12 protein-coding genes are annotated in these 12,761 nt (G+C 69.3%); 5 read left to right on the forward strand and 7 right to left on the reverse strand.

Annotation, left to right across the window (positions count from 1 at the left end; all coding sequences use genetic code 11):
* The first annotated feature begins 3 nt into the window (after nt 1-3).
* Both B0I29_RS36845 and B0I29_RS36850 read left to right on the forward strand, forming a co-directional pair.
* A complete protein-coding gene (locus B0I29_RS36845) occupies nt 4-1,902 on the forward strand; it encodes a glycoside hydrolase family 127 protein (protein WP_181558166.1) in 1,899 nt (632 codons plus the stop codon).
* Nucleotides 1,903-1,940: 38 nt separating this feature from the next.
* A complete protein-coding gene (locus B0I29_RS36850) occupies nt 1,941-3,623 on the forward strand; it encodes a carbohydrate-binding protein (RefSeq protein WP_111653789.1) in 1,683 nt (560 codons plus the stop codon).
* Nucleotides 3,624-3,672: 49 nt separating this feature from the next.
* Here B0I29_RS36850 and B0I29_RS36855 read toward each other — a convergent pair whose 3' ends face one another.
* Nucleotides 3,673-4,344 (reverse strand): M23 family metallopeptidase, encoded by a 672-nt coding sequence (locus B0I29_RS36855; RefSeq protein ID WP_111653790.1) that lies wholly within the window; start codon nt 4,342-4,344, stop codon nt 3,673-3,675.
* Nucleotides 4,345-4,454: 110 nt separating this feature from the next.
* Here B0I29_RS36855 and B0I29_RS36860 point away from each other — a divergent pair, with 110 nt between their 5' ends.
* On the forward strand, nt 4,455-5,645 hold the full coding sequence (locus B0I29_RS36860; protein ID WP_111653791.1) for an MFS transporter: 1,191 nt from the start codon (nt 4,455-4,457) through the stop codon (nt 5,643-5,645).
* Here the strand turns inward: B0I29_RS36860 and B0I29_RS36865 are convergent.
* From B0I29_RS36865 to B0I29_RS36890, 6 genes are read right to left on the reverse strand one after another with little or no spacing between them, the layout of a single operon-like run.
* A complete protein-coding gene (locus B0I29_RS36865; protein ID WP_111653792.1) occupies nt 5,633-6,208 on the reverse strand; it encodes a hypothetical protein in 576 nt (191 codons plus the stop codon). The genes B0I29_RS36860 and B0I29_RS36865 overlap by 13 nt on opposite strands.
* A 22-nt stretch (nt 6,209-6,230) precedes the next feature.
* On the reverse strand, nt 6,231-7,445 hold the full coding sequence (locus tag B0I29_RS36870) for a cation:proton antiporter domain-containing protein (RefSeq protein ID WP_111653793.1): 1,215 nt from the start codon (nt 7,443-7,445) through the stop codon (nt 6,231-6,233).
* 16 nt (nt 7,446-7,461) lie between these two features.
* Nucleotides 7,462-8,019 (reverse strand): PadR family transcriptional regulator, encoded by a 558-nt coding sequence (locus B0I29_RS36875; protein WP_111653794.1) that lies wholly within the window; start codon nt 8,017-8,019, stop codon nt 7,462-7,464.
* Entirely contained in the window at nt 8,010-8,822 is an 813-nt protein-coding gene (locus B0I29_RS36880) for a crotonase/enoyl-CoA hydratase family protein (RefSeq protein ID WP_111653795.1), read from the reverse strand. Before B0I29_RS36880 ends, B0I29_RS36875 begins: the two co-directional genes overlap by 10 nt.
* A gap of 28 nt (nt 8,823-8,850) precedes the next feature.
* The gene (locus B0I29_RS36885; protein WP_181558167.1) at nt 8,851-10,839 is read right to left on the reverse strand and encodes an NADPH-dependent 2,4-dienoyl-CoA reductase; all 1,989 of its coding nucleotides are present in this window, start codon (nt 10,837-10,839) and stop codon (nt 8,851-8,853) included.
* A gap of 45 nt (nt 10,840-10,884) precedes the next feature.
* A complete protein-coding gene (locus B0I29_RS36890; RefSeq protein WP_111653796.1) occupies nt 10,885-11,091 on the reverse strand; it encodes a hypothetical protein in 207 nt (68 codons plus the stop codon).
* Nucleotides 11,092-11,319: 228 nt separating this feature from the next.
* On the opposite strand from B0I29_RS36890, the gene B0I29_RS36895 reads away from it, so the two are divergent.
* Together B0I29_RS36895 and B0I29_RS36900 are read left to right on the forward strand one after the other, a co-directional pair.
* Nucleotides 11,320-11,775 (forward strand): MarR family winged helix-turn-helix transcriptional regulator, encoded by a 456-nt coding sequence (locus B0I29_RS36895; RefSeq protein ID WP_111653797.1) that lies wholly within the window; start codon nt 11,320-11,322, stop codon nt 11,773-11,775.
* Nucleotides 11,772-12,758, forward strand: coding sequence for an FO synthase (locus B0I29_RS36900; RefSeq protein ID WP_111653798.1), 987 nt, complete (start codon nt 11,772-11,774; stop codon nt 12,756-12,758). The genes B0I29_RS36895 and B0I29_RS36900 overlap by 4 nt, the downstream gene beginning before the upstream one ends.
* Nucleotides 12,759-12,761 lie beyond the last annotated feature (3 nt).

Raw genomic sequence — 12,761 nt, forward strand, 5'->3', positions numbered from 1 at the left:
ATCGTGACCGAAAATCTGGGCCCCGTCGTGCCCACCGCAGACGCCATCGGAAAGCTGCACCCCGCCTCAGCGGTGCGGCTGAACCCGGACGGCCTGCTCGGCGGCTGGCAGCAGCGCAACATCGACGCCACCCTGCCGCACTGCGTCACCCAGCTCGACGCGTACGGCAACCTGGCGAACCTGCGCCGCGTCACCGGAGACGCGGACGGCGAGTTCCGCGGCTTCTGGTTCGCCGACACCGACGTGCACAAGACCCTGGAAGCGGCGTTCTGGTCGGGCACCGCGAACGCGTTCGCCGACGAGACCGCGGCGCTGCTGGAGAAGGCGCAGGACGCCGACGGATACCTGGACTCCTACTACCAGGATCCGGACAACCGCGCGAAACAGTGGGCTGAGCTGCACTTCAGCCACGAGATGTACACCGCCGGCCATCTCATCCAGGCCGCCGTCGCCGCCGCGCGTTCCGCGCCGGACACCCCCGCGGCACAGCAGGTCGTCGCGGTCGCGCGCCGTTTCGCCGACCTTCTGGTGCTTCGGTACGCCCAATCGCCGGAGGTAGACGGCCATCCCGAGGTGGAGACGGCCCTCGCCGAGCTGTACCGGGTCACCGGTCACCGGCCGTACCTCGACCTGGCCGCCCGCTTCGTCGAGAACCGTGGCCACGGGGTGCTGGGGGAGGGCCGCTTCGGTCCGGCGTACTACCAGGACCACGAACCGCTGCGCGGCACCGCCGAGGTCACCGGGCACGTGGTGCGGCAGGTGTACCTGCTGGCCGGTGCGGTCGACGTGGCCGTCGAGACCGGCGACCAGGAGCTGCTCGACACGACGATCCGGCTGTGGGACTCGGCCTTGGAATCACGCACCTACATCACCGGTGGGCAGGGTTCCCGGCACCGCGACGAAGCGTACGGCGATCCGTACGAGCTGCCGCCGGACCGTGCGTACGCGGAGACCTGCGCCGCGATCGGCAACTTCCAGCTGGCGTGGCGGCTACTGCTGGCCACCGGCGACGTGAAGTACGCCGACGAGATGGAACGTGTCCTGCACAACGGGATCGCGGGCAGCACCGCGGCCGGCGGGACCGCGTTCTTCTACTCCAACCCGCTGCAGCTGCGCACCGGGCACGACGGCTCGCACGAGGACGCGCCGTCCCAGCGGCTCACGTGGTACTCCTGCGCCTGCTGCCCGCCGAACCTGGCCCGGTTGATGGCGTCGCTGCACCACTATCTCGCCACCGGCGACGAGTCCGGGCTGCAGCTCCACCTGTACGGATCCGGGACGATCGAGCATGGGGAACATGCCGTCCAGGTCGAGACCCGTTATCCCTGGGACGAGCAGGTCACGGTCACCGTGACGTCGACCTCGGCCGAGCCGTGGACGCTCGCCCTGCGCGTGCCGGCCTGGTGCGACAGCGCGCGGCTGCGGGTCAACGGCACGCCGGCCCGCGTCGAGGCGCGTGACGGCTACCTGCGCCTCGACCGGATCTGGCACCTCGGCGATGAGGTCCAGCTGGTCCTGACCATGCCGTCCCGTCTGGTCGCCGCGCATCCCCGGGTCGACGCCAGCCGGGGTGCCGCCGCCCTGGTCCGCGGTCCGCTCGTGTACTGCCTGGAGCAGGCCGACATGCCGGCCGGCACGGTGCTCGAAGACGTCGAGTTGTCGACCTCCTCGCCCCTCGCCGTCGCTTTCCACACCACCGGGGTCGCTCCGGTCACGGTGCGCGTACCCGTACGCCTGCGGTCCTCGCAAGAGCAGGCACCGCTCTACCGTGACCTGCCCACCGCGCCGCACGGGCCGTCAGGCCCAGCGGCGACAGTCACCGCCATCCCCTACTTCCTGTGGGCCAACCGGGCCTCGGGTGCCATGCGGATCTGGATCCCGCTGGCCGCGCAGGAGACGTAGAACCGTCCCCATCACTCACCCCCCACCGAGGTGAAACAGTGCGCAAAATCGCCGTGTTGTTGCTGGTCACAGCCGGGCTGGTCGTCCCCAGCCCGGCGCAGGCCGCCGGCAACACCCTCACCGTCAACGTCGGCACCGTGGTCCGCCCCGTCACCCACGTCGCCGCCGGCGGCCTCTACGCCGTCGACACCGGATCGAAGCCGCCGCTCGAACAGCTCTACCCGCTGCGGCTCAACCATCTGACCCAGCCGCCGCCCGGCGTTCAGCAGCTCGGCAACGGCGCGACGACACCCTGCTGCGACGGCCTGCTGGTGGCCGGCAAGGTGACCAGCGCCGGCGCGCAGCAGTTCCTGCGGCTGCCGGACATCTATCCGAACTTCCCCTATCGCTGGGTCAGCTGGGCGGACTGGGAGGCCAAGGTCCGGACCATGGTCCAGGCCCGGACCGCCGCCACCGGCACGACAAACATCGATGGGTACGAGTTGTGGAACGAGCCGGACTGGACGTGGAACACCGCGTCGGCCGGCTCGTTCCTCGACGGCTGGACCCGCACCCATCGCCTGATCCGCACGCTGGACACGGTGACGCCGATCGTCGGGCCATCGCATGCGATCTACAACCATCAGTGGATGGTGGACTTTCTCACGAACGCCCGGAACACGAGCACGCTGCCGGACGTGATCGTCTGGCACGAGCTGGACAACGACAGCTACCTCAACGTCCAGGCGCACGTGAACGACTACCGGGCCATCGAGCAGTCCCTCGGGATCTCACCGCGTCCGATTTCGATCAATGAGTACGCGTCGCCGTCGCAGGTCGACATCCCCAGCGTCGCGGTGCACTACATGGCCGTCTTCGAGCGGCACGGCATCCGGTCGGCGGAACGGGCCTACTGGTACGAGGCCGGCACGCTGAACGGGCTGCTCCACAACAACGCGCCGACATCGTCGTACTGGACCTACAAGTGGTACGGCGACATGGCCGGGAACATCGTGCAAACGATTCCAGGGTCATGGCTGGAGGGTGTGGCCGCCTACGACAGCACCCGCCGGTTCGTGAACGTGGTGTTCGGCGGGGACAGCGGGAGCAACACCGTGCGGGTCAACGGGCTCGGGGCGCTGGGATCGCAGGTCCGGGCCACTCTGGTGCGCAGCGGCACCACCGGGCGGACCACGAACCAGAGCGCGCCGATCGCTGTGTCGTCGACGACCTACACCGTTTCCGGTGGAAGCATCAGCGTGCCGGTGACCGGGATGAACGCCCTGGACTCCTATCAGCTGCTCATCACCCCGGCGAGCGGGGCCGCAACCTGGCAGCAGCGGTATGAGGCCGAGAACGCGACAGTGGTCAACGCGAACCGATTCAGCGCGGCCTCCGCGTCCAGCGGCGGTTATGTCGGTCAGATCGACGGGATTGCCAACTCGCGGAACCAGTCGTTCGTGGACTTCCTGGTCAACGTGCCGGCCGCCCGTGCGTACACGATGACCATCGGGTACGCGAACGGCACCGGCGCCACGGCCACCCAGGGTCTCGCGTACAACGGCAGCGCCTGGCAGACGGTGTCCTACCCGGCCACCGCCGCCTGGGGTGTCTTCGGCTCGACGGTGAACGCGTCCGTCACCCTGCGGGCCGGCTGGAACGTGATCCGCCTGGCCAAGGGCTCGCCGAACTTCGCGGGCGGCACCGGTTACGCCGAGCTGGACTACATCAACCTCGCCTGAGAAAGCATGACGGCGCCGGGCTCCCGCCCGGCGCCGTCATCAGGTGGAACTAGGCCTTGCAGCCGTTCTTCTTCTTGTACGCCTTGACCGCCGCGACCGGGCTCTTCTTGCCGCCCTTGCGCCATGACGTGAGGTACTTCGCGGGCCACACGACACCGCGACGGACCTTCCAGTCGCCGGCCTTCTTGCACGGCGGCGAGATGCCGTAGTGCACGTGGCAGACGCCGCTGGAGTTACCGGTCTTGCCGACCTTGCCGAGGCTCTGGCCGGTCTTGACCCGGACGCCCTTCTTGATGCCGGCGGTCACCTTGCTCAGGTGCGAGCCGTAGTAGCGGACGCCGTCGTCACCCTGGATGGAGACGAACTTGCCGCCGTTGTACGGGCCGTCCTTCATGCCCTTCTTGTACTTGTCGACCCGGCTCACCTCGAGCACGACGCCGCTGGTGGTGGCCACGAACGGCTTGCCGCAGGCGGCGAAGATGTCGGTGGCCGGGTAACCGGCGTGGGTCTTGTGGAACGAGACGTTCTTGGCCTTGACCGGGAAGGCGTACGTGACCTTCTTGGCGGCCGCGACCAGCGTGATCGGCTCGGCTTTCACCGGAGCCGCCTGCTGGACTGCTTGCGGGGGTGGGTTGGCCGCTACCGGTTCACTGGGCACACCACACCCGGTGAGAGCGACGGCGACGGCCGCCACCCCGGAGAGGCATTTCAGGTATCGCATTCGCAGCACCTTATGTGTCATGCGGCGTTTGGCGCTGTCCGGTACCGGCCGTTCCCCTGACCCTGCCCGGGTGATAGCGGACCAACCGGGCATTCTTCAGGCTTTTGGGCATGAACAGCACCGTTGCCGACCGGCAGACGTCGCGCGGCGACATGCTCAAACTGGCGAGTGGTTTCGCCGTCTCCCAGATGGGCGACGCCGCGTACGCGGTGGGGCTGACCGCGATCGTCTACGCCCGGTCGCAGTCGGCCACGCTCGCCGGGGCGGTCACGGCGGCCCGGGTGCTGCCGGCGGTCGTGGCCGGACCTCTCGCGGGCCTGCTCGCCGACCGTACCCATCGGTTGGGTCTCATGGTGGTGGCCGACCTCGTGCGTGTCGCGCTGATGGCGGCCTCGGCCGCCGCGGTGATCGCGGGGTGGCCCGCCTGGACCCTGCTGATCTTCGCGGCCGGCGCGCAGGCCGCCGCCGTGGTGAGCGGACCCTGCCTGGCCGCGTCGCTGCCCTCACTCGTCGGCATCGCCGGTCTGGCCAGGGCGAACGCGGCCCGCGCGGTGCTCACCGAGATCAGCTTCATCGTGGGGCCGCTCGTGGTCGCGGTGCTGCTGTCGTTCGACGCGCACGCGGCGCTGTTCGTGCTGGTCGGCGCGGTGTTCGCGGTCTCGGCGAGCCTGCTGCTGACGATCGGCGACCGGACCGCCTTCCGCCGGACGGTCGGGGTGGTGCCGCGCGGCGTGCCGTCGTTCCGCATCGTCCTGGCCGCGTTCCACAAGCGCCCGGCGCTGCTGACGATGGCCATCGCCGATGTGGCCGGCAGCTTTGTGTACGGCCTGCTCACGGTCCTGCTGGTGATGGTCGCGGCCGGCGATCGGTACGGGCTGGCGTTCGTCGCGCTGGGCGTCGGCGGGATCGCCGGGGCGGTGTGCGCGCCGCGGTTCGGTGAATCGCCGCGGGCGATTGCTGTGGTGCTGGCCGTTTTGGCGGTGCTGCTCGATCTGTGCGGTCTCGGCCTCGGATTTCTTGGTTTGTCGGTGGTGCTGTGCCTGGCCGGGGCGGCGATCAGCCTGATCGAGGTGCGCACTGACATCGCGGTGCAGCGGGACGCGCCGGCGCCGATCATCGGGACGGTGGCGGGGTGGGTGCTGCACGCCGATTACGTGGCGATGGCGGTGGGAGCAGCGGTGGCCGCGCCACTCACCGGGCTGGTCGGGCCGCAGGCGGCGTTCCCGGTCGCGGCCATGCTGGTGGCGGCGTGCGCATGCCTGCTGATGCTCCGCTCCGCACCGGCCGCTCAATCGCCGTAGTCGCCGCTGTCACTGTCGTGGTCCGCGCTGTGGTGGCCGGCGGGCTGGGGCACGTTGCCGGAGTCCGGCAACTCGACGTCGGGCGGGCCGGGCTCGTCGGTGTTCCGCTGCGGCGGCCCCTGGCCGGCCCACGGTTTCGGGGGCAGCCGGGAACCGGTGACCTGGACGCGTCGCACGTCACGGTGGATCCGCAACGCCGTGAGCAGGAACAGCACGCCGAATCCGATGCCCGCGAGCGCGTACCCGAAGGCTCGCAACCGTGAGTCGAACGCCTGGCCGGTGTCCGGCGGGTTGAAGGCGAAGGGGAGGACCGCTGTCAGGCAGACCGACGCGAGCGTCATCGGCATGATCCACAGGCCGTCGATGTCGAGGGAGTCCTCGCCGATGAACCAGACGGCTCCCGGGGCGTAGAGGCCGGCCAGCATGAGGACGGTGACCGCCACATGACGCCAGCCGGAGTCGAGGCCGAAGACGACGCCCAGCAGGGCGCCGATCGCGGCGAGAGTGAGCAGGGCTCCGAGGGTGAGCAGGACCTGTCGTGCGATTACCCGGCTCGCGGTCACGCCCGCATCGTATGCAGGTCGTTCAATGCCGGACCCGGCCGGCGATCACCGCGCCGGGGCCGTGCAGCAGGACGCTGGCGATCACCGTGAGCGTCATCGTGGTCAGGGCCGTATGGGCCAGCTCGCCTTCGGGCAGGTCGTTGAAGGCGAGCAGTCCGAAAACGATCGACGTGGTCCCGCGCGGGCCGATCACGCCGGTGGCGAGCCGTTCGCGCCACGGCATGCCGGACCGGAGCAGGGCGAGCAGGATCGGCAGGATCCGCACGACGGTCAGGACGGCGAGGCAGTAGATCACGACCGGCCACCGGATGCCCCCGCGCAGCACGTACACGGCGGCGTTGCCCAGGTAGAACCACATGGCGATGGTCGACAGCACCGACACGTCCTCGAGGAGCTGCAGCTCCGGGGTGCGGACGGGCTGCTTGATCCGGTGCCGCGGCACCACCTGCCGCAGGAACCGGAACGCGATCCCGCAGACGAACGCCGCCACGAACCCGTTGCCGCCGGCTGCCGTGGTGGCCGTGTAGGTGAGCAGCGGCGCCACCACCACGATGACCCGGCGTGACTGCGGGGTGGTCCACTCCAGGCGTTCGGTGTGGTTCATCAGCCAGGCGATCGCGAGGCCGAACGCCAGCCCGGCGACGAGCGCCTTGACCGCGCTGGGCAGCGCCGTGGACAGCGCCTCGCCGGCGGTGTCGGCGGGGGAGGACGTGCCGGCCAGGATCAGCGCGAACGCGAAGATCGGCGAGATGATGCCGTCGTTGTAGCCACTCTCCACGTTGAGGACGCCGCGTACCCGGGCCGGCACCAGGTGGTCGCGGATCAGCGACTCGGCCGGCGCCAGGTCGATCGGCACGAGTACGCACGCGATCACCAGCAGGGCCGGCCAGCCGAGACCGCCGGGCAGCATGAGCCCGCCGAGCGCCATCGCGGCGACAAGACTCAGCGGCATCGCGACGAGCAGCGCCCGCCCGGCGAGTCCGGGCTCGTCCCCGAACAGCCGGCCGCCGCGTACCTCGGTGGCGTCCACGAAGAGCAGCACCGCGAGGATGACCTCGGCGACGTGCTGGGCGACGGTGGAGCTGAGCGTGTTCTCGATGAGGTTCGTGGTGAAGCCGGTCGCGAGGCCGGCCACCACCATGACGAGGGGTGCGCGGACCTGCCAGTGCTCCAGCCGCCGGGCGACGAGAGCCCAGGTCCCGGCCACCGCCGTGATCACCACCAGACAGAGGACCACGGCTTTCCACGGTAATCTAGCTGGGGAAACGGCGCTCCAGGATCGTCAGGGCGAGCTCGCCCCAGCTGATGTTCTCGCGCTCGAAGCTGATCCCTCGCTGCAGCGTCAGATAGGGCCCGATCCGGTTACCCGTCGCCACGAACTCCTCCTGGGTGCGGCTGCCCAGGATCTCCGCCAAGGAGCGTTCGTACGCCTCCAAACGCCGGCGACTCTGCTTGATCTGAGTCTCGATCGACGAGCGGACGCTGGGCACATCGGCGTACGCAAGGGCCTCGACCTGGACCAGAAGCTCGTCGCGGACCGTGGTGGGTTTGGGTTCCTGGCGGGTGAAGGCGTGCAGGGCAGCGCGGCCCGCGTCGGTGACCGAGAAGATGCGTTTGTCGGGGCGTTTGTCCTGCTTGACGACGCGGGCCGCGAGCAGGCCCTCGGATTCCATCTTCTCCAGCTCGCGGTAGAGCTGCTGCGGCGTGGCCGTCCAGAAGTTCGCGACCGACACCGAGAACTTCTTCGCCAGGTCGTAGCCCGAGGACTCCCGGTCGATCAGCGCCGCCAGCAGGGCGTTCCTCAGTGCCACGGACGCATCTTACGGGCCCTCGGGCGGAACTCCGGTTCGCTCTTCTTCACCACGGCGCGGCGCAGGATGCCGGTGTTCGGCAGGGCGAGCAGGCGGATCTGTTCCCGGCGTTCCCGGCCGAACGTGCGGCGGGCGCTGCTGGTCAGGGCGCCGTCGATCAGGCGTTTCGCGGCGGCCAGGGCGTCCGGTGACCGGGTCAGCAGGCTCTCGGCGAAGGCGGTCGCGGCTTTCACCGGGTCGTCGGAGAGCTCGGTGACCAGGCCGAGGCGCTGGGCCTCGGTGCCGTCGATGCGGTCGGCGGTCATGGTGAGCTTCTTCGCGACGTCGACGCCGACCACCTCGGTGAGGCTGCGGATGCCGGTCATGTCGGGGATGATGCCCCACTTGGCTTCCAGGACCGACCACTTCGAGTCCGGTGTGGCGTACCGGAAGTCGGCGGCCAGGGCGATCTGGATGCCGCCGCCGTAGCAGTGGCCGTGGATCGCGGCGATGACCGGGACCTCGATGCGCCGCCACGCCCAGCAGGCCTCCTGGAACGTGTTGGTGCCCAGGAACGGGTTGGGCAGGAACGCGCGCACGATGCGGGCGGGTTTGCGCATCGTGGCGACGATGTCGAGGCCGGAGCTGAACGAGTCGCCCTCGCCGGCGATCACGACGGCACGCAGGGTCCGGTCGCGGCGCAGGCGGCGGGCCACGGCGATCAGCTCGTGGAGGGTGTCGAGGGTGAGAGCGTTCAGCTTGTCGGGCCGGTTGAGCCGGACCTGAGCGATCCCGTTTTCAACTTGCACGGTCACATATTTCATAATTTTCCCTTTGAACCGCATAAATCGCTTAAATCCGAGCAGCCAGCTCGGTCGCCTGTTTGATCGCCCGCTTCGCGTCCAGCTCAGCGGCCACGTCAGCACCACCGATCACGTGGACGGTGACGCCGCGTTCCCGCAGGGGCGCCTCAAGATCGCGTACCGAAGTCTGTCCCGCACACAGCACGATCGTGTCCACCGCAAGCACACCGGTCCCCAGATGCAGACCCTCGTCGTCGATGCGCTCATAGGACACGCCCCGCAGCATCGTCACACCGGCGTCGGCCAGCGTCGCCCGGTGCACCCAGCCGGTCGTCTTCCCGAGCCCCTTGCCGAGCGCGGTTTCCTTGCGCTGCAACAGGTGAACCTGGCGCCGGGCCGCAGTCTTGACCTTGGTGGTGATCCCGCCGGGCACGGTCTCCGGATCGGTGACACCCCAGCGCCGCATCCAGTCGTCGAGCGGCTCGTCCTGCTGATGCAGCAGATACTCACCGACGTCAAAACCGATGCCACCGGCGCCGATGATCGCGACCCGCTCACCGGCCGGCGCTCCGTTGATGAGCTGCTGATAGGTGAGCACGCTCGGGTGATCAACCCCGGGGATGTCCGGGATCCGCGGCCGCACGCCGGTCGCGAGAACCACCTCGTCGAACCCCGCGAGATCGTCCACGCCCGCGTGAACGCCAAGATGCAGCTTCACGCCGCGGATGTCGATCATGTGGCGGTAGTAGTCGAGCGTGCGCGCGAACTCCTCCTTGCCGGGAATCCGCGCGGCCAGCCGGAACTGCCCGCCGATCGCGTCGCCCGCCTCGAAGAGCTCCACCTGGTGCCCGCGTCCGGCAAGCTCGATCGCTGCCGCCAGCCCGGCGGGTCCGGCGCCGGCCACTGCCACCTTCTTGACGGTACGCGTAACCGACAGGACCAGTTCCGTCTCGTACCCGGCTCGCGGGTTGAGCAGGCAGGACGCCCGCTGATTCTTGAACGTGTGATCCAAACAGGCCTGATTGCACGCGATGCAGGTGATGATCTCGCGTTCCCGGCCCTGCTGTGTCTTGGCGACCCACTCGGCGTCGGCGAGCAGCGGGCGGGCCATCGAGATGAGGTCGGCCTCGCCGGCGGCCAGGATCTGTTCGGCGGCTTCCGGCCGGTTGATCCGGTTGGAGGCGACGATCGGTACGGTGACGTGCTCGCGCAGCTTCGCGGTGACCCAGGTGAACGCGCCGGGCGGCACCGACGTGACGATCGTCGGGACACGCGCCTCGTGCCAGCCGATGCCGGTGTTGAAGATCGTGACGCCGGCCTGCTGCAACTCCCGGGCGAGCTCGACCGTCTCCTCCCAGGACTGGGCGTTGTCGACCAGGTCGAGCAGGCTGATCCGGTACTGCACGATGAAGTCGTCGCCGACCAGGTCACGCGTACGCCGGACGATCTCGGCGGGGAACCGCATCCGCTTGGCGGCCGAGCCACCCCAGGCGTCGGTGCGGTCGTTCGTGCGGGCGGCGAGGAACTGGTTGATCAGGTATCCCTCGGAGCCCATGATCTCGACGCCGTCGTACCCGGCTCGTTTCGCCAGGGCCGCGGCGCGCGCGAAACTGCTCGCGGTGCGGTCGACCTGGCGTGTCGACATGGCGCGCGGGGAGAACGGGGTGATCGGCGACTTCTTCGCCGAGGCGCCGAGCGTGAACGGGTGATACCCGTACCGGCCCGCGTGCAGGACCTGGAGCAGGATCTTGCCGTCGTGTTCGTGGACCGCGCCGGTGACGATCCGGTGCGCGTCGGCGTGCCGCTTGCTGGTCATCTGGCTGCCCATCGGCGCCAGCCAGCCGCGCCAGGTCGGCGCATAGCCGCCGGTCACCATCAGGCCGACGCCGCCGCGCGCCCGCTCGGCGAAGTAGGCGGCGAGTTTGGGCAGGTCACGGGCTCGATCTTCGAGCTTGGTGTGCATCGAGCCCATGACCACGCGGTTGCGCAGCACGGTGTGCCCGAGGTCCAGCGGACTCAGCAGCGTCGGATACTCCACGCAGGGCATCATACAAAAAGGTGCATAGTAAAAAAAGTGACTAGCTCAGGAGACGGCCCTCAGGCTGCGGATCCTCCGGTTTTTCCGGCGCAACGGAATGTAGGTGATAATCAGATCGTCACCGATGTCGCCCATTCGCACCTCGAATGACGTCCAGAATCCGGCGGCCAATCCCTGCTCGCCGATAATCTGTGCGCGACCGGGGTCATAAGTGCCGAGCAACGCCGTGGTCGAGGTGAATTCCTCGCGCATGAAACAGTGTCCTTCCCGGGGATCGCCCGTGAACAATGAGAAGCGCCCGGTTCGGGATTTGTGGTCCGCCAGCCGCCCGGCCGCACATTACCAGCATGTAACACGCCAGCGATGTGCATGGATTCACAGGTCGTTGATAACCATTTTGACGCAGTTCACGGGTGTGAAGCGGGGGAGGGTGACGGCGCGAACAAGGTTTGTCCCGAACCTACCTAGTAGGCTCGGGCGGTGACGATCATCGGGGAGTTCGGCCGCCAGGTGGGACCGCTGCGCCGTGCGCTGCTGCGCGCGACCCGCGCCGCGGACGGCCTGCCCGACCTGCCCGAGGCGCACATCGAGGTGCTGCGGGCGCTCACCGGACAAGACGGTCTGAGCACCGTCGAGGTGGCCGAACGCCTCCGCCTCGCCCGCCCCACGGTCAGCAACCTGCTCGGCGCCATGGAACGCGGCGGCCTCGTCGAGCTGATCCGCGACGGCACCGACCGCCGGCGGGTCACCATCAAGATCTCGGCGTACGCCGCCGACCTGCTGATCCGTTACGACACGGCCTGCGAGAACGCCCTGGCCGAGGCGGTCGCCCGGCTCGGAGCGGACGACCGCGCCGCTCTGGAACGCATCGTGCCGGTCCTCCCGCAGCTGACCGAGCTGCTCTGCGATCCCTGTGAACCCGGGAGTGCCCGATGACGACGTCCCTGACCGACGCCGAAGCGGTGGAGTTGCTCGGCGCCGACGGCCAGGACCTGGAGGACCTGTGCGCCCGCGCCGACGCGGTCCGCCGCGAGCTCGTCGGTGACCAGGTCACCTTCGTGGTCAACCGCAACCTGAACACCGAACGTGTCGGCGCCGACCTGTCGCTGGTGCACGACCTCGTCGTCGAGGCCGCGAGCCTGGGCGCGACCGAGGTCTGCGTGCAGAACCCGTTGCCCGCCGGCGCGCCCGACGACGGTTACCTCGACCTGGTGCGGACCATCGCCGGCGCCGCTCCGGGGATCCACCTGCACGCGTTCCGGCCCGCCGAGGTCGCCGACGCCGCCGCCCGGCTGGGCATCAGCCCGCGCTCGTTCCTGGAACGGGCCCGGGACGCCGGATTGGGCTCGGTTCCCGGCACGGCGGCGAAGATCTTGGACGACGATGTGCGTACCCGGCTCGCCGGCGGCCCCGACATGCCCGTCGCCCGCTGGGTCGAGCTGATCACCACGGCGCACGAGGCCGGGCTCACGTCCACCTCGACGATGCTCTACGGGCACATCGAAACCCCCGCCCAGCAGGTCGCCCACCTGCGGCTTCTCGCCGCGATCGCGGAGAAGACAGGTGGGTTCACCGAATTCATCGCGATGCCGTTCCCGCCCGCGCCAGGCGCGGCGCTCCCGGTCAATTCACGCCCTTCGGTACGCGAGACCCGCGCGCTCACGGCCGTATCGAGACTGGTGCTGGCCGGCCGGATCAACCACATCCAGGCGCCGTGGCCCAAAGTCGGCACCGCCGTCGCTATCCAGCTGCTGCGCGGCGGGGCGGACGACCTCGGCGGGCTGTTGATCGACGGCGTCCTCGACCCGTCGGCCGGCCAGGAGCAGGGCATTTCGCTGACCCGGGACGACGTCGCGACGATCGCCGCCGAGCTGGGGCGCCCGGCACGGCAGCGCACCACCCGGTACGACCTGTTATGACGG

Source organism: Actinoplanes lutulentus, from assembly GCF_003259845.1.
In the GTDB taxonomy this organism is placed as follows: Bacteria; Actinomycetota; Actinomycetes; order Mycobacteriales; family Micromonosporaceae; genus Actinoplanes; species Actinoplanes lutulentus.